The sequence below is a fragment of the Thermogemmata fonticola genome (assembly GCF_013694095.1).
Classification (GTDB): domain Bacteria; phylum Planctomycetota; class Planctomycetia; order Gemmatales; family Gemmataceae; genus Thermogemmata; species Thermogemmata fonticola.
Window position 1 is genome coordinate 21,682 of record NZ_JACEFB010000005.1, and the last position, 20,714, is coordinate 42,395.

General features: G+C 63.2%; 15 protein-coding genes and 3 tRNA genes. 7 read left to right on the forward strand and 11 right to left on the reverse strand.

Annotated features, from left to right (window positions below; translation table 11 throughout):
• Positions 1-169 precede the first annotated feature (169 nt).
• Entirely contained in the window at positions 170-2,482 is a 2,313-nt protein-coding gene (locus H0921_RS08680) for an ELWxxDGT repeat protein (RefSeq protein WP_194537681.1), read from the forward strand.
• Positions 2,483-2,651: 169 nt separating this feature from the next.
• Positions 2,652-2,725: transfer RNA gene (locus tag H0921_RS08685), tRNA-Arg, on the forward strand.
• A 435-nt stretch (positions 2,726-3,160) separates the two neighbouring features.
• On the opposite strand, the gene H0921_RS08690 is transcribed toward H0921_RS08685, so the two are convergent.
• A tRNA-Ala gene (locus tag H0921_RS08690) sits at positions 3,161-3,236 on the reverse strand.
• A 36-nt stretch (positions 3,237-3,272) separates the two neighbouring features.
• Positions 3,273-3,346: transfer RNA gene (locus tag H0921_RS08695), tRNA-Ile, on the reverse strand.
• Between the two features lie 250 nt (positions 3,347-3,596).
• On the opposite strand from H0921_RS08695, the gene prpB reads away from it, so the two are divergent.
• Together prpB and H0921_RS08705 are read left to right on the forward strand one after the other, a co-directional pair.
• A complete protein-coding gene (gene prpB / locus H0921_RS08700; RefSeq protein WP_194537682.1) occupies positions 3,597-4,484 on the forward strand; it encodes a methylisocitrate lyase in 888 nt (295 codons plus the stop codon).
• Positions 4,485-4,613: 129 nt separating this feature from the next.
• Entirely contained in the window at positions 4,614-5,741 is a 1,128-nt protein-coding gene (locus tag H0921_RS08705; protein WP_194537683.1) for a citrate/2-methylcitrate synthase, read from the forward strand.
• A 136-nt stretch (positions 5,742-5,877) separates the two neighbouring features.
• On the opposite strand, the gene H0921_RS08710 is transcribed toward H0921_RS08705, so the two are convergent.
• The 7 genes from H0921_RS08710 to H0921_RS08740 all read right to left on the reverse strand — a co-directional run bounded on the left by H0921_RS08710 (position 5,878) and on the right by H0921_RS08740 (position 15,272).
• A complete protein-coding gene (locus H0921_RS08710) occupies positions 5,878-7,242 on the reverse strand; it encodes a dihydrolipoamide acetyltransferase family protein (RefSeq protein ID WP_194537684.1) in 1,365 nt (454 codons plus the stop codon).
• Between the two features lie 83 nt (positions 7,243-7,325).
• A complete protein-coding gene (locus tag H0921_RS08715) occupies positions 7,326-8,384 on the reverse strand; it encodes an alpha-ketoacid dehydrogenase subunit beta (protein ID WP_194537685.1) in 1,059 nt (352 codons plus the stop codon).
• A gap of 42 nt (positions 8,385-8,426) precedes the next feature.
• Positions 8,427-9,587 (reverse strand): thiamine pyrophosphate-dependent dehydrogenase E1 component subunit alpha, encoded by a 1,161-nt coding sequence (locus H0921_RS08720; RefSeq protein WP_228499272.1) that lies wholly within the window; start codon positions 9,585-9,587, stop codon positions 8,427-8,429.
• A gap of 643 nt (positions 9,588-10,230) precedes the next feature.
• On the reverse strand, positions 10,231-10,959 hold the full coding sequence (locus H0921_RS08725; protein WP_194537686.1) for a sugar phosphate nucleotidyltransferase: 729 nt from the start codon (positions 10,957-10,959) through the stop codon (positions 10,231-10,233).
• 20 nt (positions 10,960-10,979) lie between these two features.
• Positions 10,980-12,059: a dTDP-glucose 4,6-dehydratase gene (rfbB, locus tag H0921_RS08730; RefSeq protein WP_194537687.1), complete on the reverse strand. Its 1,080-nt coding sequence runs from the start codon at positions 12,057-12,059 to the stop codon at positions 10,980-10,982.
• 188 nt (positions 12,060-12,247) lie between these two features.
• Complete coding sequence (locus H0921_RS08735) at positions 12,248-13,555, reverse strand: acetyl ornithine aminotransferase family protein (protein WP_194537688.1); 1,308 nt, start codon at positions 13,553-13,555, stop codon at positions 12,248-12,250.
• Between the two features lie 208 nt (positions 13,556-13,763).
• A complete protein-coding gene (locus H0921_RS08740) occupies positions 13,764-15,272 on the reverse strand; it encodes an aldehyde dehydrogenase family protein (RefSeq protein WP_228499274.1) in 1,509 nt (502 codons plus the stop codon).
• Positions 15,273-15,596: 324 nt separating this feature from the next.
• Here H0921_RS08740 and H0921_RS08745 point away from each other — a divergent pair, with 324 nt between their 5' ends.
• On the forward strand, positions 15,597-16,823 hold the full coding sequence (locus tag H0921_RS08745; protein WP_194537689.1) for a lactate racemase domain-containing protein: 1,227 nt from the start codon (positions 15,597-15,599) through the stop codon (positions 16,821-16,823).
• Positions 16,824-16,854: 31 nt separating this feature from the next.
• Positions 16,855-17,889, forward strand: coding sequence for an aminomethyl transferase family protein (locus H0921_RS08750; RefSeq protein ID WP_194537690.1), 1,035 nt, complete (start codon positions 16,855-16,857; stop codon positions 17,887-17,889).
• Between the two features lie 66 nt (positions 17,890-17,955).
• Here H0921_RS08750 and H0921_RS08755 read toward each other — a convergent pair whose 3' ends face one another.
• The gene (locus H0921_RS08755) at positions 17,956-18,450 is read right to left on the reverse strand and encodes a hypothetical protein (protein WP_194537691.1); all 495 of its coding nucleotides are present in this window, start codon (positions 18,448-18,450) and stop codon (positions 17,956-17,958) included.
• Between the two features lie 235 nt (positions 18,451-18,685).
• On the opposite strand from H0921_RS08755, the gene H0921_RS08760 reads away from it, so the two are divergent.
• Positions 18,686-19,789 (forward strand): Gfo/Idh/MocA family protein, encoded by a 1,104-nt coding sequence (locus H0921_RS08760; RefSeq protein WP_194537692.1) that lies wholly within the window; start codon positions 18,686-18,688, stop codon positions 19,787-19,789.
• Positions 19,790-20,121: 332 nt separating this feature from the next.
• Here H0921_RS08760 and H0921_RS08765 read toward each other — a convergent pair whose 3' ends face one another.
• Entirely contained in the window at positions 20,122-20,655 is a 534-nt protein-coding gene (locus tag H0921_RS08765; RefSeq protein ID WP_194537693.1) for an NADH-quinone oxidoreductase subunit C, read from the reverse strand.
• Positions 20,656-20,714 lie beyond the last annotated feature (59 nt).

The following is a 20,714-nucleotide window of genomic DNA, read 5'->3' on the forward strand; positions in this document are numbered from 1 at the left end:
ATTCCAGTTCCGGATGTGCCAGATTCACCGCACTTCCGCCATCGCGAAGTTTTCTTTTTCCGCTTGACTGTCTAGAACCTTGTTCTAAATTGCATCGAGATTCCCACATCAGACTCTCATTCGTAGACGCATAGCGAATCGCTCGTCTGCAACCCCGCGGAGGCCCGACATGAGGTATCTGCTTCGCTCCTGGGTACGCTGGTTGTTTTCTGCCCGCTCCGCTCGCACCATTCGCCGCTCTCCCGCCTTGCAGGTGGAGGCCCTAGAGGACCGCACCACGCCGTCGGTGGTGGGGGTGAAGATGATCCAGGACATCGCCACCGGTTCGACCGCTTCCAATCCGGCCTATTTCACCGAGGTCAACGGCGTCGTGTACTTTGCGGCCACGGATAGCAGCGGCGACCGGGAGCTGTGGCGAACGGATGGCACCACGGCGGGCACCTACCGCGTGGCGGACATCAACTCTAATGGCAGTTCCAATCCTATAAATTTGACGAATGTGAACGGCACACTGTTTTTCAGCGCCGATAATGGGACGAGTGGCCGGGAATTGTGGAAGTTCGACGGAACCACCGTCAGCATGGTCAAAGATATTCGTAACGGTGGTGGCTCTGATCCGCGTTGGTTAGTTAACGTGAATGGCACCTTGTTTTTCACCGCGGATGATGGGACAAGTGGCCGGGAACTCTGGAAGAGTGACGGTACAGAGACCAACACCGTTCGGGTGAAAGACATCCGGGAGGGTGCCAGTTCCGATCCCCGGTACCTGATCAATCTGAATGGGACATTGTTTTTCTCGGCAGACGATGGAGGCTTAGGCCGGGAGTTGTGGAAAAGCGACGGGACGGACACTGGCACCCAGGTGGTCAAGGATATCAACAGCACGATTCAGAGTTCCGCACCGGATTGGTTGACAGTGGTAGGGGGAACTCTGTTCTTCACGGCGGAGGACGGGAGTCATGGCCGGGAATTGTGGAAGAGTAACGGCACGGAAGAAGGCACCGTCCTTGTTGAGGATATTCTCCCAGGTTCGAGTTCCTCCAGTCCCCAGAACTTGACGAACGTCAACGGGATGTTGTTCTTCAGTGCCAACGATGGAAGTCATGGCCGGGAATTGTGGAAGTTCGACGGAACCACCGCCAGCATGGTCCAAGATATTCATGGCAGCGATGGTTCTTATCCGGCTTGGTTGACCCCGGTGAACAATATGTTATTTTTCGTGGCAAATGACGGTACGCATGGCCGGGAATTGTGGATGAGCAACGGGACATCGAACGGGACCGTTTTGGTCAAAGACATCAACTCCTCCGGCAGTGCGGGGATCATGTACTTGACCAATGTCAATGGCACCTTGTTCTTTGTGGCGGAAGATGATACCCACGGCATCGAATTGTGGAGGTCCGATGGGACAACCAGCGGGACAGTTCTGGTGCGTGATATTCGGGACGGCATTGGCAATTCCAATCCTATCCGGCTCGCCAACGCCAACAATACTCTGTTTTTCGCGGCCGATGATGGCTCCCAGGGGGTGGAGCTATGGCGGACGGTCGTCGCCACCACACTGACCATCATCAGTGGCGACAATCAAAGCACGACGGTTGGCACCGCCTTTAGCAGTCCCTTGGTAGTCCAGGTGTTGGATCAATTCGACGAGCCGATGGAAGATGTGCCCGTGACCTTCACCGCTCCAATCAGCGGGGCCAGTGCGACCTTCAGTAACGACAGCAACACGATCACGGTGACGACGGGGAGCAATGGGCAGTCGTCGAGCGGTGCCCTCAGTGCCAACACCGTGGCAGGGAGCTATCAGGTCCAGGCGACCTCCGGTTCCCTCACCGCCGTGCACTTCGATTTGACGAACACGCCAGCGGCCGCCGCAGGTTTGCAAATTGTGAGCGGAAATCACCAGTCCACGACGGTAGGTACGCCTTTTAGCAATCCACTCGTGGTGCGGTTGGTGGATCAGTATGGCAATGGTGTGGGCGATGCCAGTGTGACATTTACAGCCCCCACGGGGGGTCCAGGGGCGTTGTTTGGCGGGATTAACGCGATCACGGTGACCACCGACAATGATGGGTACGCCCAAGTTCAGGCCCAAGCCAACGTGGTGGCGGGGAGCTACCAAGTGGTGGTGACAACCGGAAGCCACTTAGTTCAGTTTAACTTGCACAATGTGGCCGGATCATTGGCCCAGGTGGTTTTCCGACTTCAGCCGCCGCTGGAAGTCAACGCAGGCCAACCCTTTCGCGTCCAGGTGCAATTACGGGACCAGTATGGGAACGCAATACGGCTAGCGAATGTGGCGGTGCGGATCGTCTTGCAATCCGGCAGCGGGCTGAGCGGGACGCTGGTCAAGCAAACGAGCATCTACGGCCTAGCGACGTTTGGTGACCTGGTGCTGTCAGCACCGGGGCGCTACCGCCTGGTGGCCCGCCTCGGCAACGGCTTGCAGGTCATCTCACGGGCGATCCGGGTGGTGTAAGCTAGCCGGGCTGGAGGTGACGTCGGGACGGCGCGAGGGGGGGAAACTCGGACCGCATGCCCCAGCGATCTTCCGCCCTCACGCCTGTGTTCTTCCTGCATATTGGCGGCACCAGCCGTTGACGTGGCCAACCGACAGGCATAGCATTAATAACGCCAATCCGGCGCGTGCACCCGTAGCTCAACTGGATAGAGCATCGGTCTACGGAACCGAAGGTTGCAGGTTCGACTCCTGCCGGGTGTACTCTTCCCTTCCACGTATCTCCCCCTTTCCGCTGCCAACTCCCCCACCGAATCGCTTGCGACTCACCGCGTGGGAAACCGTTTTCGGGCAATCCAAAGGAGCCGTGCCTCAGCCGTTCCACAATCTGCGTTCCAGTCGGGGGACGGAGCTACTGGAGCAATTTTCCTAGGCATGGGGTGGTTCAGCGGCTGGAACACGATCTCAAGATCAACCTGAAGCACTATGCGCAGATTACAGCGGAGCACTTCCGCTTAGCCGCGCAAGGCGGCACAGAAAGCGGCACACCGGCTGCACACTTTGCAGCCCAGCAGGATAGCGAGCAAAGCTGCCCGGGATGACAAGACACTGCCCGAAGTTTTGGCTGTGGGAAGGTGGGGGCGCAGCCGCGATGTCGTGATGTACTGCGGATAGTGGGCGGATGGGTAAGCTCGGAGTTGGTGGAGAAGAGGGGACTCGAACCCCTGACCTCCTGCTTGCAAAGCAGGCGCTCTACCAGTTGAGCTACTTCCCCCGCGCTTGTGACCCACCCGGCGGACTGACCCGTATGTGCGCGTACCTGGACTCGAACCAGGGACCTCAGCTTTATCAGAGCTGCGCTCTAGCCAACTGAGCTATACGCGCAGAGGTGGGATCCTATCTGTCGCCCAGGGAGTGGAGTTCCCTCGACGCAGCCCGCAGCCGCCCACGGCGTACAGGCAGTGTAGATTGTAGAGGTCCATCCCCAGAAGTCAAGGCAGAGATACGCAGGCGATTCGCTCGGCTAAGATGATGGACAGGGTCGGGGAAAGTTTCGGAGCGAGAGGGCGGAAGAGTTTGTACCATTCGGGAAGGAACCCAACGGTCCTGGTTTCGCCGAAGGGAGGGGTTGGTCATGAGCGGTTCCCCCACGCCGGGGCAACGGTTGCGTCGGGCTTGGGAGGCTAACGTTTTGGCGATTCCGGGGGTCTTTTGCCCCCTGGTGGCAAAGATGGCCGAACGGCTGGGATTTCCGGCGGTGTATCTGTCGGGGGGCGGACTGTCGGCCAGTCTGGGTTTACCGGATATTGGCTTGATCACCTTGACCGAAGTGGTGCACCAGGCGCAGGCGATCTGCCAGGCGACGGCGTTACCTCTGATTTGCGACGCGGATACGGGCTTTGGCAGCAGCGTGAACGTGGAGCGAACGGTGCGCCAGTTGGAAGCGGCGGGAGTGGCGGGGCTGCATTTGGAAGACCAGGAATTGCCCAAGCGCTGCGGACATTTATCGGGCAAGACGCTCATTTCCGCGGAGGAGATGGCGGCCAAGATTCAGGCGGCGGTGGCAGCGCGGCGGGACCCCAACCTGGTGATCATCGCCCGGACGGATGCCCGCGGAGTGCAGGGACTGGAGGAAGCCATCCGTCGGGCCAGACTCTACAAGCAAGCGGGAGCGGACGTGATCTTCCCGGAGGCTCTCGAAAGTGCGGAGGAATTCGCTGTCTTCGCGCGGGAAGTCGGAGGTCCGCTCTTGGCGAACATGACGGAGTTCGGCCGTAGCCCGTTGCTGGAGCGGAGCCGTTTGGCCCAATGGGGTTACCGTCTGGTCCTCTATCCGCTCACAGCGCTGCGGCTGGCCTTACGGGCGGCGGAAGCGGCCTTGCGCCATTTGCTCACCGCGGACCATCAACGGGAGTTGCTCCCCCAGATGTACACCCGCGCTGAGCTTTACGATCTGCTGGACTATAAGGGTTACGAGGAACGCGACCGGCGGTATTTTGGTTTAGGGCCAGGCCGGGAATGACTTTCTCCTCAGCCGTTGGGCCGAGTCATAAATAAGTAAGGAGAGAACAGCCAGGACAAAGCGGCGCGGGAAAGGAAGGCGAGCCGGCAGGAGATTTGCCGCCGCGCCCCTTGCCAGAGGAGCAGGCTCATGAGCAGCGACGGGAGTCACTATTCGCCGGGTTTGGAAGGCGTGATCGCCGGGGAAACGACGATCTGTTCGGTGGACGACGGCCTGCGGTATCGGGGTTACTCCGTCGCCGAGCTAGCGGAGCACTGCACCTACGAGGAAGTGGCGTATTTGTTGCTCTACGGGGAGCTGCCCACCGCGGCTCAATTGCAGGCATTTCAGACGCGTATAGCGGCGGCCCGCCGCCTGCCCTTGCCGCTGCGGGATTTCCTCGCCGCCCTGCCGAAGTGGACCCCCCCTCTCGATGCGCTGCGCACCGCGGTCTCTGCCTTGAGCCACTTTGACCAGGACGTGGCCGACAATTCCCACGATGCCAACTTGTGGAAAGCCGAACGGCTCCTGGGGCAAATCCCCGTGGCGATCGTGGACCATTATCGCCTGGCCCAAGGACTCTTGCCGGTGCCCGCGCGTCAGGACCTCGGCCAAGCCGCCAACTTTCTCTACATGCTCCGCGGGAGCGAACCGGACCCCGACGAAGTCAAAGCCCTGGACGTGTCCCTGATTCTTTACGCCGAGCACGAATTCAACGCCAGCACGTTCACGGCCCGGGTCATTGTCTCGACGTGGGCGGACATGCATGCGGGGATCACCGGGGCCATCGGAGCACTGAAGGGGCCGCTCCACGGCGGGGCCAACGAAAAAGTGATGGACCTGCTCCGGGCCGCGGGAGGACCGGACACGGCAGCCGCCTGGGTCCAGGCCGCCTTAGCTCGCAAGGAACGGATCATGGGGTTCGGCCATCGGGTGTACAAAAGCGGCGACGTGCGGGCCCAGATTCTCAAAAAGTATGCCCGGCAGATGGCGGAAAAGTCCGGCGATCTCCATTGGGAGGAAACGGCGGAAGTCATCGAGCAGGTCATGGCCCAGCAGAAGAACATGTACCCCAATCTCGACTGGCCCGCCGGCCGACTGTATCACGCCATGCGTCTGGACGTGCCGTTGTACACGCCCATCTTCGCCATGGCGCGCGTGGCCGGATGGGCCGCCCACATCATCGAACAGATGGACAACAATCGCTTGATCCGCCCCCGCGCTTGGTACAAAGGGCCACCCCCGCGACCGGTCCGGCCGTTGGCGGAGCGCGGCTGATTCCGCCACGGATGCAGAAGGTCCGCCACGGATGCAGAAGGGGCGGCGGAGTCATGCCGGTAGCGTCTGGGCGTCCGTTCTTCGGACTGGCGGAGGACCGCGGAGCGGACCGTGGGAGAGCTGGCTCAACCCCCACCTAGCGGGAAGTGGGCGAGACCGCAGGAGGCGGGGAAAGCAGGAGGGCGGCAGGCTTTTGCAAGTGCCGGCGCACCGCATTGCCGAAGACCACCCCCACGGCGCCGTCCACCACGCGGTGATCGAAGGAGAACGACAAGTAAACCAGGTGGGCCGGTCGCAAGCGCTCGTGCTCATCATAGACCGGCCGTTTGACGATCTTGCCCACGCCCAGGATGCCGACCTGCGGGTGGTTGACGATGGGAGTGGCCATCAGGCCGCCGATGTTCCCGATGGAGGTGATGGTAAACGTTCCCCCTTGCAGATCGTTCCAGTGAATACGGCCGCTGCGGGCTTGCTGGCTGAGGCGCTCGATGTCCTGGGCGATCGTCCAGATGTCTTTTTTGTCGGCGTCCTTGATCACCGGGACAATCAAGCCTGCTGCGGTGGCGACCGCGATGCCGATGTGGTAATGGTCGTGGAGGATGATTTCCGCCGCGGCTTCGTCGAACGTGCTGTTGACCAGCGGTACTTCGCGCAGGGCAGCGACCACCGCTTTGACCAGAAAGGGGAGATAGGTCAGCTTGATGCCCGCTTGGGCCGCCGCCTCTTTCAGTTGTTCGCGCAGCCGCACCAGGTCCGTTACGTCGCATTCATCCATGTAGGAGTAATGCGGGATGAGCCGTTTGGCGGTGGTCAGGTGCTCCGCGATGCGTTTGCGTAAGCCGGTGAGGGGGAGACGTGTGCCGGGAGTTCCCAGGTCGAAAATCTCCGTGTCGGCCGGCGGGGGATGGGGGGGACGATGTTCTCCGGAGGAAGGGGCCGCTTCGGAAGGGCGCCGGAGAAAGGGGGCGAGGTCTTCGAGGAGGATGCGGCCGCCCGGTCCGGAGCCGCGAATCCGCGACAGGTCCAGGCCGAGCTGGCGGGCCAAAAGGCGCACGGAGGGTGCCGCGGGAGGTGCGACGGACGTCGCACGCGCCGCGGCAGCCAAGGCGGGGCCTCGGCTCCCATTTCCTTCGGAGGAAGTTTGGAGCGGCTCAAAAGCCGGCGTGGTCGAGGACCGAGGGGACATCGGCGGCACCGAGGAGGACTCGGCGGCAGGGGAAGCGGCCGTTGCCGTCGTCCCCTCAGCGGGGACCCCCGCGGCGGACTCGGCGGGTGCGTAACGGAGAAGCCGCTCCCCCACGCGGACTTTCCGGCCCGGCACAGCGTACAGCTCCACAATCTGCCCGGCAAACGGCGCGGGAACCTCCATCGTGGCTTTGTCGGACATGACTTCGGCCAAGCCCTGACCGGGACGGACCTGGTCCCCCGGTTGCACCAACCAGCGCAGCAGCTCCACCTCGATCAACCCTTCCCCGACAGGCGGCAACACAAAGTCAGTCATGAGGCACCTTCCGGAGGACAAGACTGAGCCTGGCGTCCTTCCCCTCCGCAGCGAGCCGTACCAGGCGGCGTTCCCATAAGCAGTCAGGCCGGCTCCGCCAGCAATTCCCGAATGGCCGCACGGACATCTTCCAGTTGGGGCACGCTGTTGCGTTCGTACACCTGGTTCATGCCGATGCCGGGCACGTGCTTGCCCATGAGGGCACGCGGACGCACCAGCAGATCGTAAAAGTGCTCCTCCACGATCCGGCGCAGCAGATGCTCGGCGAAGTTGGTGACTTCCGTGTCTTCATTGACAATCAACACCCGGCCCGTTTTCCTCACGCTCTGCGAGATCAATTCCCAGTCGTAGGGGAACAGACTGCGTAAGTCGATGACATCACAGTGAATCCCCTCCTGGCGCGTCAATTCATCCGCCGCCTGGATGCACATCGGCAGGTGCCGGCCGTAGCTGATGATGGTCGCCTCACTGCCTTGGCGCACCAATTCGGCCCGGCCGATGGGGACGATGTATTCCTGCACGGGCGGCCACTGCGGAGTCCAATGGGTGCGGTCTCCGATCGGGGCGTCGATCATGCGGGAGAGCTGTTCGGGGTCGTCCGGTTCTCCGGGGATCAAGCGTTCGCCGCGGACCCGGAGCAAGGCCTTGGGGAGCAGGTAGAGGACGGGATTGGGATCGAGGATGGCGGCCAGCATGAGTCCGTAGGCATCCAGGGGATTGGAGGGCATGACGATTTTCCATCCCGGCAGGCGTGTGGCCCAACTGTCGAAGGAGTGCGAATGGTAGATGCTGCCGCGGATGCCGGCGCCGGTGGGGGTCATGACGACAATGGGCATGTCGTATTCGCCGCCGCTCGCCCAGCGCTGGTTGCCGGCGATTTTGAGCAGGTCGAGGACGTTGAAGGCATAATCGCAAAACTGGATTTCGCAGACGGGCCGTCCGCCCGCGTAGGCGATCCCCATGGCGGTGCCGATGATGCCGCGTTCATCCAGCGGCGTGTTCCAGGCGGTTTTCAGTCCTTGCGTCACGGTGAAGACGCCGCCGAGGGGCGGGCCGACATCTTCGCCGAAAACGTCGGTCACTCCGAGATGTTCTTCGCCGTAATGTAAGGCCAATCGCACGGCCTGGGCCATCGTCGCCATGAGGATGTTTCCTTGCCGGTGCGTCTGCTGGTGCAGGAGGAACTAGCCGGCCCCCTCCGGTGCGTCCTTCTGTCCGGGCAAGCCGGTGTAGTCTTGCGGATAGACCACATCCACGGGACTGGGAGCATAGGTGAAGCGATAGACATCTTCGGGGCGGGGTTCCGGTTCCCGCATGGCGGCTGCCACGGCCGCCTCGGCTTCAGCGCGGGCGTCCGCCCACAGGGTCTCGACTGTGTTGGCATCCATCGCCCCCGCCGCCAGAAGTTTCTCCTCGAACATTTGCAGCGGATCGGGTTGTTTCCAGTCCCGCTGCGCTCCGCTGGAGGAGGAATGCCCATGCAAACGGGAAACCAGAGTTTCCAACAGGTAAGGCTTGCGTTCCCGGCGGCAGTAACGCATCGCCCGGTCGAGCGCGTTCCAGACCAGCACCGGATCGTTCCCATCCACCGTCTCGGCGCGGATGCCATAGGGAAGGGCGCGATCCGCCACCCGCTTTTCTGCGCACACCAGGGTAAAGTCCGTGGAGATTCCGAAGCGGTTATTGGTGACGATCATCAGGACCGGCAGCTCGTTGCCGGGACGGCTGCTCCAGTTGAGGCAAGTCTCGAAGTCACCCTCGGCAGTTCCCGCTTCGCCGCCGACAACGATGGTGATGCCCTCATTCTCCTGGGGATATTTCAGGCCGTGCCGTTTTTGCATCAGGGCCGTGCCGGGCGCCATCGCAAATTGCACCTCGATGACACTGGTCACCGGCACCACGTTCCATTTCTTGACGGCGTAATGGCCGACGAAGTTGCGGCCCCGGGAATGCGGATCGGTCCAGCGCATGGCCAGTTGCCGCACGTGGTCGATCATGGGCATTCCCATGGCCAGCATCACGCCCGCGTTGCGGTAGTGCAAATGCAGGTAATCGTAGGCGGGGCCTTCCCCTTTGTGGACCTGAAGCCCCAGACAGACATTGACGACTTCTTCCCCCGGCCCGCCGATCCAGAAATAGGCCTCGCCGGACTTGGACATCTTGATGCTGCGCTCTTCCAGGGCACGAGTGCGGACCATTTGCCGGTAAATGGTCAAGGCCAGCTCGGCGGAAATGACTTCGCGCCCCGAACGGATCACGGCTGGTGCGGCAACCCCGGTGGGCCGCCGCCGTTGCCCTTCCGGAATGTCGGGCTGCTCCTCGTCGAAATGCATCTCGGGCATCATGTGACCCTCCCCGAGGTTCCAGATTCGGCGGCCCACGCCGTCGCCAACCGTTTGCCCAATAACGTGCCTCACATAGGATGCACTCCCGCTTACCCTCTACTCCATAGGACGCATTCCCTGCATCCCTTCGTTCGCCATCTTGGACCAGGGGCGAGGGATTGGTCAGTATCCTTCCTCTCCGCCTGGCCGTCAAGACCCCTCCGAGCTTTTTCCTCTGCGCTCTTTTGTCCCCATTATACCACACCGCTGCACCTCTTGATCCAGAGCTGAACCCTTGTATCCGTACCGAGGAGCACGGAACGACGCTCCAGGACGGCACAGCCGGCAGAAACGGCGCGTGCTGCCGGTGTCGGCGGCTCTCCGGGGGAAACCTTCCTCCGGCGTGGGCCAACCTTGACCCCCTCCCTCCTCTTTTCCCGCGTTCGGCGGAACCTGAGTCACGCCGCGAAGCGCTCTTTCGGGCAGGGCCGGGCTGAGAGCCAGACAGAAACCAGACCCGCGCCGGCGTCATCTTTCGGAGCCATCTTTGCGGGCGGAGGCAGAAAGGCGGCGGTGAAACGCCTCGCCCTCCGCGGAGGGCGGCATCGTCCGAAGCGCAGCGGAAGGGGCGCAGGGGTTTTCAGAAGAAGCGGCGCAGGGGTTTTCAGAAACGGGGCGGCTCGGCACGCACCAGATGATTGGCGTAATCCAGGGAGTCGAGCGTGCCCGCGTCGGTCCAATAGCCTTCGAGGAAGAAGTGTCCCAGGCGTCCCTGGCGGAGATAGTGGTTATTGACATCCGTGATTTCCAATTCGCCCCGTGCGCTGGGTTTGAGCGTTTTGATGATGCCGAAGACATCCGGGGGGTAGATGTAGATGCCGACGACGGCGTAGGGGCTGGCCGGCTGGGGAGGTTTTTCCTCAATGGCCACAATGCGGTCGTTGCGCACCGTGGCGACGCCGTAGCGCTGGGGGTCCGGCACTTCCTTGAGGCCGATCCATGCCCAATCCGGCCGAGAGTTGGCCAGTTCCAGAATCGGCACGAGGGGATCGCGGAAGATGTTGTCGCCCAAGAGCACGCAGGCCCGGCTGCCGATGCAGAAGTGCTCGGCCAGTCCCAGAGCCTGGGCGATTCCGCCCGCTTCATCCTGGACCCGATAGGTGAGGCGGCAGCCGTGATGGCGGCCCGAACCGAGCAGTTCGACAAAGTCCCCCATGTGCTCCGTGCCGGAGACCAGGAGGATTTCCTCGATACCGGCCCCGGTCAGCTTTTTGAGCGGATAATACACCATCGGCCAGGGTCCCACGGGCAGAAGGTGTTTGTTGGTGACTTTGGTGAGTTCACCCATGCGCGTGCCTTTACCGCCCGCCAGAATGACACCACGGAGGGACATGGCAGCCTCGGCAGAAGTTTTTAGTGGGACAGCAGCGAGCCGGCTGAGTTCGCGGCAGGACCCTGCGTACCGGCTGAGTTCGCGGCAGGACCCTGCGTACCGTATTGCCGTTGATAGTAATTCATGTAGTCCTGATTGCGCACGGCGGCGACCCACTCGGCATGGTCGCTATACCAGCGGATGGTCTGGGCCAGCCCGTCGTCGAAGGGGATTTGCGGGGACCAGCCCAAGGTGCGCTCCGCCTTCGTGCAGTCCAGAGCATAGCGCCGATCATGGCCGGGGCGGTCGGGGACGAAACGGATCAGGGACTCCGGCTTCCCCAGCGCCTGGAGGATGCGGCGGGTCAGTTCCAGATTGGTCAGTTCGCAGCGGCCGCCGAAGTTGTACACCTCCCCGACTTGTCCGTGTTTCCAGGCCCGATGCAACCCGCGGCAGTGATCGCGGACATGAATCCAATCCCGAACCTGCAAGCCATCGCCATAAACCGGCACCGGCTCGTCACGCAGCAGATTGGTGATGAACAGGGGAATGATCTTTTCCGGGAACTGGTACGGGCCGTAGTTGTTCGAGCAGCGGGTGATGATGGCGGGCACGCCGAAGGTATGGTGATAGGCGCGGACCAGCAGATCGGCGGCGGCTTTACTCGCGGCATAGGGGCTATTCGGCTGCAAGGGGGACTCTTCCGTGAATGCCCCGGTCGGACCGAGCGAGCCGTACACCTCATCCGTGGAAACGTGCACGAAACGGCGGATGGCAAAGGCGCGGGCGGCATCGAGCAGGACCTGGGTGCCCAGCACATTCGTCCGCACGAACGGGGACGCATCCAGGATGCTGCGATCAACATGGCTTTCCGCCGCCAGGTGGAAGATATCCGTCACTCCCCGGCGCATCGCTTCCCACACTTGCTCCCGTTGCGTGATGTCCCCGCGGAGGAACTGATAGCGCGGGTGGCGCTCGACATCCGCCAGGTTCGCCAGGTTCCCGGCATAGGTCAGGGCGTCGAAGTTGAGGATGTGGATGTCCGGCTCGACTTCCAGCAGGTAGTGGATCAGATTGGAACCGATGAAACCGCAGCCGCCGGTGACGAGGACCAGAGTCATGCGTCCCTCTCCATCCGTGTGAGTGTGTGATCCTTTAGTGTAGGACTGAGAGCGTCAAGCAGAGACAGGCAGACTAGCACAGGAAGAGGAGTTTGCCAACAGCGGCTGGCGCTCCCCTGGAGCAGCTTGTGGCAATGCCGGTCCCCCCCTGACCCGACCGGATCGCTTCACCGCAGCGGGGGGAAACTTCACGCCAGTTGCGGCAGCAGCTCATCGAGGAGGCGCAGGGCGGTAGCGATCTGCTCGGCAGTGATGCACAGCGGCGGGCAGAAGCGCAGGGCGGCCTCTCCGCAGCCGAGCAGCAGCAGTCCGCGGCGGAAAGCGAGACCTAAGAGGCGATCGCGCAGTTCCGGCGAGGGCAGGTCCGCCGCCACCATCAGGCCCAGCCCCCGGACTTCGCGGAGAATCGGATGGCGCAAGGCGAGGTCGTGCAAGCCGGCGCGGAGCTGTTCCCCCCGTGCGGCGGCATTGGCCAGGTATTCCCGCTCCAGCAAATCCAGCGTGGCCAGGGCGGCGGCGCACGCGACGGGATTGCCTCCGAAGGTGCTGGCATGACTGCCCGGCGGCCAATCCATGATCTCGGCCCGTGCCACCACCGCCCCCAAGGGCAGGCCGCTGGCAATCCCCTTGGCCAGGCAGAGAATGTCGGGGGCCACCCCATAATGCTCGATGGCGAACAGCCGGCCTGTGCGCCCCATGCCGCTTTGCACTTCATCCGCCACCAGGAGAATGCCATGTCGGTCGCACCACTGGCGCAGCGCCGGCAGGCATCCCGGCGGCCAGGGGTAATATCCTCCTTCCCCCTGGATGGGTTCGATGAAGATGGCGGCCACTTCATCCGGCGGGGCCAGGCGGCGCAGGAGGGTCCTCTCCAGCTCCTCGGCCCAGCGGCAGCCCCGGCTGCATCCCCCTTCCTCCGGGCAGGTCCGGGGAAAGGGGACGTGGTGAATTTCCGGCACCAGGGGAGCAAAACCGCGGCGATGGACCGCCTTGGACGCAGACAGAGACATGGCTCCGTAGGTCCGGCCGTGGAAGGCGCCGAGCAAGGCGATCACGCGGGGACGGCGGGTGTGCCACCGGGCCAGTTTCAGCGCCGCTTCGATCGCTTCCGCCCCGCTGTTGCAAAAGAAGACTTTTTTCGGACCGCTTCCGGGCGCCCCGCGGGCCAGACGCTCTGCGAGTTCCGCCTGCTGCGGATAGTAGAAATCGGTGCCGCTCATGTGGATGAGCCGTTCCGACTGCCGCTGGATCGACGCCACGATCTGAGGATGGCAATGCCCGGTCGCCGTCACGGCGATCCCCGCTGTCAGGTCCAAAAACAGGTTGCCATCGACATCCTGGACGACGCAGCCGCTCGCCCGCTCCACCACCAGAGGATAAACCCGCGTGTAAGAGGGCGACACCCTGGCCGCATCCCGCCGCAGCCACTCCTGGGCTTTGGGACCAGGCGGCTCCACCTGAATATCCGGCACCGTTCGGCCATCGAACAACCACATGATGCTGCACTCCTCGCTTGGGTGTTGCTTGGCCTGCTACCGCCCTTCGGGGGCTTGCGCTCCCTGTGGCTCTCGCCAGTGCCAGTGCAGGCGGCTTGACAGCAGGGCGCGGACTGGGTCAGGCCTGAGCGGCAAACCCCCTGGCACAAATCGTCCCCCTGGAGCTAGCAGGACCGGCTGAGCCAGCAAGACCGGCTGAGACTTCCGCTCACTCAATGGCCGCGGATAAACCCTGAGCCATTTTGATTTCCGTGCCGTGATTGACCGTCCAGGCGGTTTTATGGGTAACGACTTCGATCAAGCCGGCGGCGGAGGGATGGCCGTTGCCGCTGCGTTTGACCCCGCCGAAGGGCAGATGGACTTCCGCCCCGATGCAGGGAAGATTCACGTACCCCATGCCGTATTCACACTCTTCCCGGAAGTAGCGGATGCGGCGGTAATCTTCCGAGATGACCGCCAGGGACAAGCCGTATTCGACGTCGTTGTGGATGCGGACGGCTTCTTCGTCATCGCGGAAAGGAATGAGGGCGACATGGGGGCCGAAGACTTCCTCCCGCAAGGCCGGGAGATCGCTGCGCCAGGGGGTACGGTAGATGAAGGGGGTCATGTAGCATCCGGGGGTTTGCGCGGGCGAGACGGGGCCGCCGTCGAGGAGGACCTCCACGCCGGGAGTGTTGCGGACCTGCGCGTTGTAGCGTTCGATTTTTTCCAGGGCGGCGCGATGGATGACGGGTCCGGCAAAGTTTTTTTCATCGAGCGGATCGCCGAAGCGCAAGCGGCGGGCAGTGCTGACGAAAGCCTCGGCGTAATGGTCCAGCAGTTTTTCGTGAACGAGGATGCGGCTGGCCGACACGCAGCGCTGCCCCGTCGTCTTGAAAGCGCTGAGAATCCCGGCATTGACCGCCAGATCAAAGCGGGCATCCAGGCAGACGATGACGGCATTTTTGCCGCCCATTTCCGCGGCGACGATCCGGTCCGGCAGCGGCGCGGACAGCTCCTGAATGCGCCGCCCGACCTCGTAGCTGCCTGTGAAGAGGACTACCTGCACGCGCGGGTCTTTGACCAGCAATTCGCCCACCGTGCCATCGCCGTGGACCAGATTGATCGTACCAGGAGGGAAGCCCGCCTCGTGGAACAACTCCACCAGTTTCTGACCGACGGCGGGCGTGTCCTCGCTCGGCTTGAACACCGCCGTGTTCCCTTCGAGCAGGCTGGGACCCAGCATCCACAGCGGCACGGCGAAGGGGAAGTTCCAGGGCGTGATCACCGCGACCACCCCCCAGGGTTTGCGGCGGACGAAGGAATCCTTCTCTGCGATTTCACTGGCGACGACATCCCCGTAGATGCCTTGTCGGCCGACCCCGAAGACGTACTGGACCATGTGCAAGCCTTCGATCACTTCCGCCCGGCATTCCGTGATGTTTTTGCCGCATTCGCGGGCCATCAGTTCGGCGATGGCCTCCTGGTCCCGCTTGATGAGCTGAGCGAGGCGGTCGAAGCACTCGGCGCGGAGGATGCGGCTAGTCCGGCGCCAGGCGGGATAGGCTTGACGGGCCGCGGCGACTGCGGCGGACACCTCCTCCGGCGTGGCTTGCGGAAAGCGCCCCACGACCTGGGCCGTATCTGCCGGTGAGAGACTCTCGAAATCGTCCCGCGGCGGCGACCACTCCCCGGCAATCGACAGCCTGCCATGAATCGGTGGTAGCAGCATCGCCATGGCTATTTCCTCCCCGACCGGCACCTTTTCACCCGGACAACGCCTGACCCAGCGCCGGTTGTTCCATTCTACCCCACGGCTGCTTTTCCTGAATGGGGCCGCTTGCTCTCGCCGATGCTCGCGAAGTCCGGCCGCCGATGCGGCCTTGCCCCTTGATGAGACAATATCGCGGGAAAAAGAGGGCCGCCGACCTCGTCCTCAAAACAACTTCAGAGAAAGAAGAGGGCCGCAGGCGTCGGGAGGCATACGTATAATGACGGCAAGTGATCCTCCGCCCGCCCAATCGGCGAACCGAGGGGGAAAGCAACAGCGAGCGCAAGCGGCATGGTCGAAGGAAGGCAGCCGGTGGAATTGCGGATTGGGGAGCAGCTCTGGCGTGTGGAGATCGCCGCGGAGCGGTGCGTGCCGTTGCGCCGGGCCATTCCCTCACCGCCGGCCGGTTCCCCTGCGGAACTCATCCGCGCCGCTCTGGAGCAGCCGCGCCGCTTCGTGCCTCTGCGCCAGGCCGTAACTCCGGGGGACCGGATTGCCATCGTGCTGGACCCGGACCTGCCCGCCATTGGGGAATTGCTGGAAGAGGTGATCCGCCATTTACACTCGGCGGGGATCGCCTCGGAAGCGATCACCATCCTGACGCCGCCGCAGGCATCCACTCATTGGCAGACTGACCTGCCGGAATGCTGCCGCTTGGTCCAGCGGGAGCAGCATGATCCGGGGGATCGCTCCCGCCTGGCGTACTTGGCGAGCACCGCGGGAGGTCGGCGGCTCTATCTCAACCGCACGCTGATCGATGCCGACTTCGTGATCGTTTTGAGCGGGCGGCGCTACGATCCCCGGACCGGCTACGCGGGGGCCGAGACGGCGATCTTCCCCGATTTAGCCGATGCCGAGACCCGCTCCGCGTTTGCCGGCCGTTTCCGTTCCAGTGCGCCGCGGCCCGAAGCCGACTCCCTGCGGAGTGAAGCCGCGGAAGTCGTCGGTCTGCTCGGCCTGCCCCTGTTTGTGCAGGTGATCGAGGGCGAAGGCGATCAGGTGCAGGAAGTCATCGCGGGCTTGGCCGAAAGCTGCCAGGAAGGCATCGCCCGCCAGGATGCCCGGTGGCGTGCGGCCGTCGCCGAGGAGGCGGATACCGTGGTGGCCACGGTGACAGGTTCCACGGGCCGGCTGCGATTCGCCGATCTGGCCCTGGCGGCGGCCAGCGCAGCGCGGGTCGCCCGCAAAGGCGGACGGATCGCCATCCTCACTCAGGCGGCACCGGACCTCGGAGCGGGAGCCAGCCTCCTGCGGACGCTCGACGATCCCCAACAGGCCCCACGCCAACTGGAACGCCTCCGCCCCGACGATTGGGCGGCCTGCCGACTCTGGGCCCAGGCCGCCTTCCATTGCAGCCTCTTCCTGGCCAGTCAATACCCCGATGCGGTCGTCGAGGAACTCTTCGCCACGCCCTTGCATTCCCCTGTGCAACTCCAGCGCCTCCTGGACGCCGGCGGCCAAGTGCTCTTCCTTCCCGACGCTCATAAACTGATGGTAACGGTTAGCTCGCAGACTTGAGCCTCGGCACTTGAACAGGATGACCCGGCTTATGTCCGAAACTGGCGACCCCGCATACACCGCCGTCTTGTCCCACGCGGCCCTTTTCGATCTCTCGACTGTGGGCAAATTGCTCCTGACTGGTCCCGACGCCCCGCAATTCGTGCACAATCTCTGCACCAATGCCGTCGCGGACTTGCCCTTGGGAGCGGGATGCCCGGCGTACTTGTGCGATCCCCGCGCCAAGGTCCTTTTTCCGCTGTGGATTTATCACCTCCGCTTAGGCGATGGCCGCCATGCCCTGTGGCTGGAAACCGCCCCCCGCTGCGCCCCGGAATTGCTCGCTCATCTCGATCGCTACCTCATCGCCGAGCAGGTCGAGATGCAGGATGTTTCCCACCGCTTTGCCCAATTCCACCTGGCCGGCTCGCAAGCGACGGCGCTTCTCGCCGCCGCCATCGCTGCCGAGGTGCCGCCCTTGCCCCCGTGGGGACACATGGAACGGACCCTCGGCTCCGTCACTGTCCACATCCGCCGCTTCGATCGGCTCGGATTCCCCGGCTACGACATCGTCGTCTTGCAGGAGCACCAGGCGGCCGTCCGGCGCTATCTGGAGACCCTCGGCGCCGCACCCGGCACCTCTTCCGCTTTCGAGACGCTGCGGATCGAAGCGGGGTTTCCCCTCTGGGGCGTCGATTACGACCGGGAGCGCAGCGTGCTGGACCTGCCCCATTTCGAGCAGGCGGTCAGTTATGCCAAAGGCTGCTTTCCCGGCCAGGAGCCGATTGTCATGGCGCGGGACCGCACCGGTCATCCGGTCCGCACGTTCGTGGGCGTGAAGGTGCTGCAAGGCGGGCCGCCGATGCCCGGCACGCGCCTGCTTCAGCAGCAGCGGGAAGTGGGCATCCTCACGTCCAGCACCTTTTCCCCCCGCTTGCAAGCCCCCCTGGCCCTGGGCTATGTCCGCTGGGGCGTGCATACACCCGGCCAAGCGGTGGAGATCGAACCGGCGGCGGGGGCGCGCCTGGCCCTCATTCTCGGACCACCGCCGTTTGACTTCCCAAACCCTGGCTCTGCCAAGCAGTAAGCGCCAAAAGCCGCCCCCTGGGCAACATGTCAAATCGCCCCCGGAATCCTATGCCGTCCCGGCTCATCAGGACTCCGGTGTCGGTTTCGGCTTCTCCGCCGCATCCCGAGGTCTGGCTGATGTGTCCACCGTACTATCCGCCGCATCCGCCGCGATCCCTGAGGCACCTCCTGGGTTACTGATCGCATCCCCCGCACGTCCCGATACCTGAGCGGGATGTGTCAGCGTGGGATCGGGACCGTCTCCGGCATCCGGCGGCTCGGTCTGGGATGGCGGGAGCGAGAAGTCGAATTCCGGTCGCAGTTCGGGACGCACCAGCGACGGGTCCGGCTGCAACGGAGTGCGCACGGGCATCGCCTGCATCCGCCTTTGGGACCAACTCAGATACCACCGCGTGAGGTTCAACAAGCCAAACACCAGGGCAAACGCCGCTCCCAGGTTCATCCGCAGCGGATCATATCGGGCCGCCCATTCCGGGGCGATCCAGGACCGCAGGGCCAGAAAAGCGCTCGCTAGGAGGAAAAATATCCCGACGAGTAAGCGCAAGGTAGAAATCGACACCGCCGCCTTCCTCCCTCCCCGCCCGCGATCCGTCGTGGGCGCGGATTCCGGCTGCCTCCTGTCATCTCACCATAGCTTCATCTCATCATAGCTTCCTCGATCATCATAGCTTGTTCGATTCTCATAGCTTGTTCGGTCATCATGGCTTGCCCGGCGGTTGCACAGAGTCGATAATCGACAGGGCACTCCCTTCCGAAACAGGTCCGCTTTCCCCAGATGCAGAGGAGCCTATTCGATGAAGAAGTATCGCGTTGCCGTCATTGGCCGGACGGGCAAAGGCAACTACGGCCACGCGCTGGACACGGCGTGGTTGAAGTGTGAGCGCGCGGAGATCGTGGCCGTGGCGGATGAGGATGACCAGGGGCGGGCCGCCGCGGCTCAACGCCTCCGGGTGCGCAACGCCTATGCGGACTACCGCCAGATGCTGGAGAAAGAGCGGCCGGACATCGTCAGCGTCGCGCCGCGCTGGCCGGATTGCCACCGGGACATGGTCATCGCTTGCGCTCGCTTCGGCGCCCATGTGTTCCTGGAAAAGCCGGTGGCTCAAGACTTGCAACAAGCGGATGAGATGGTCGCCGCCTGCGACCAGCATCACGTCCATGTGGCGGTCGCCCACCAGACCGCTTACAGCCCCAAACTCCAGGTCATCCAGGACCTCATCCGTTCGGGGCAACTGGGAGACATTCTGTACTTACGCAGTCATGGCCGGGAAGATCATCGCGGCGGAGGAGAGGACCTGATGGTTCTGGGCACTCACGCCTGCGACCTGATGCGCCACCTGGCCGGAGAGGCCCGTTGGGCCTTTGCCTACATTCAGCAGAAGGGGCGGAAAGCCCTCCCCGCCGATGTCCGCCAGGGCACCGAACCGGTGGGACCAATCGTCGGAGACCAGATCACCGCCACCTTCGGCTTTTCGGCCCCCACCGTCGGCCAGTTTTACACCCACGTCGCCCAGCATGGCGTCGGCTCCCGCTACTGGATGGAAATCCGCGGCAGCAAAGGCACCATCCACATGGGTTACGGCATCATGCCCTTCGCCTACTTCTGCGACGACCCCAGCGGCATCTTCGGCCACCCCAAGGCCAAGTGGACGCCCATCAGCACCAACGGCATCGGACGGCCCGAAACCTTCCCCACCAAAGACCTGGAAAACGGCAACATCCTGATCATCCAGGACTTGATCGCCGCCATTGAACAGGACCGGCCCCCCAAAGACAGCCTGCGCGACGGCCGTGCTGCCCTGGAAATGATCATGGCCGTCTACGAATCCCACCGCCGCCAACAACTCGTGGAACTCCCCCTGAAAAACCGCAAGCACCCTCTCCAGGACTGGAAGTAATGCCGCGGCAGCGCCAAGGAATCACCCCTAGCCCTGCCGAGGAGTAAACTCCGTTTCTTCCCCAAATGTGAATGGGAAGCTCCCGCGAGAACTGGAGGAAAAAAACCGCCCCCTGCTCTGCCCCTCGGAACCTAGCCTCGGAACCAGGCCGATCCCGGCTTTGCCCGGTCAGGACTCCATCATAGCCACTCACGGCCCAGAATCAGGAGCCAGGCTCAAGCCCTGGGGTCGTGCCGCCCCTCCTTCCGACTGCATCATCTGCCCCTGATCCAGCGATAATGGCAATGATAGGTCAATAATCCTGGACCCATCGCAAGGGTTTCTTCCAGCAGTCAGCGTCCGCGGATGTCGTGATACTCCAACGGGTACTCGTAATCCTTGCGCAAGGGGTGTCCCACCCAGTCCTCCGCGAGCAGAATGCGGCACAAGTTCGGATGCCCCAGGAAGCGGACGCCCAGGAGGTCGTACACTTCACGTTCCTGCCAGTCAGCAGTGGCCCAGACGCGGCATAAGCTAGGCACTTCAGGAAGCCGGCCGGGAACGTTGTCCTTCCAACGCGGCAGCTTCACCTTGAGCGTGAAACGCCGGCCGGGGAAGGAAAAACTGGAAAGATGGTAGACCACCTCGATGTGCGGCTCAAAACCCGCCTTGGCCGCCTTCTTGGCATCTGGCTCCAGATAATCTACCCCAGTGATGTCGTTGAGCATCTCGAACCGCAGCTCCGGATCATCCCGCAAATAGCGGGCCACCGCCTCCAGGTGCTGGCTCTCCACCACAACATACGGGTCGAGCGCATCCAGCTTCTTCTCAATGATGGCCTGTCCAAAAACCGACTCCAGCCGGGAAATGATGTCCGTCGCCGTCATGGTGGGACCTCCGAATTGTTCCCCGGACAATCTCTGGCCAGCTTACAGACGAATCTGGT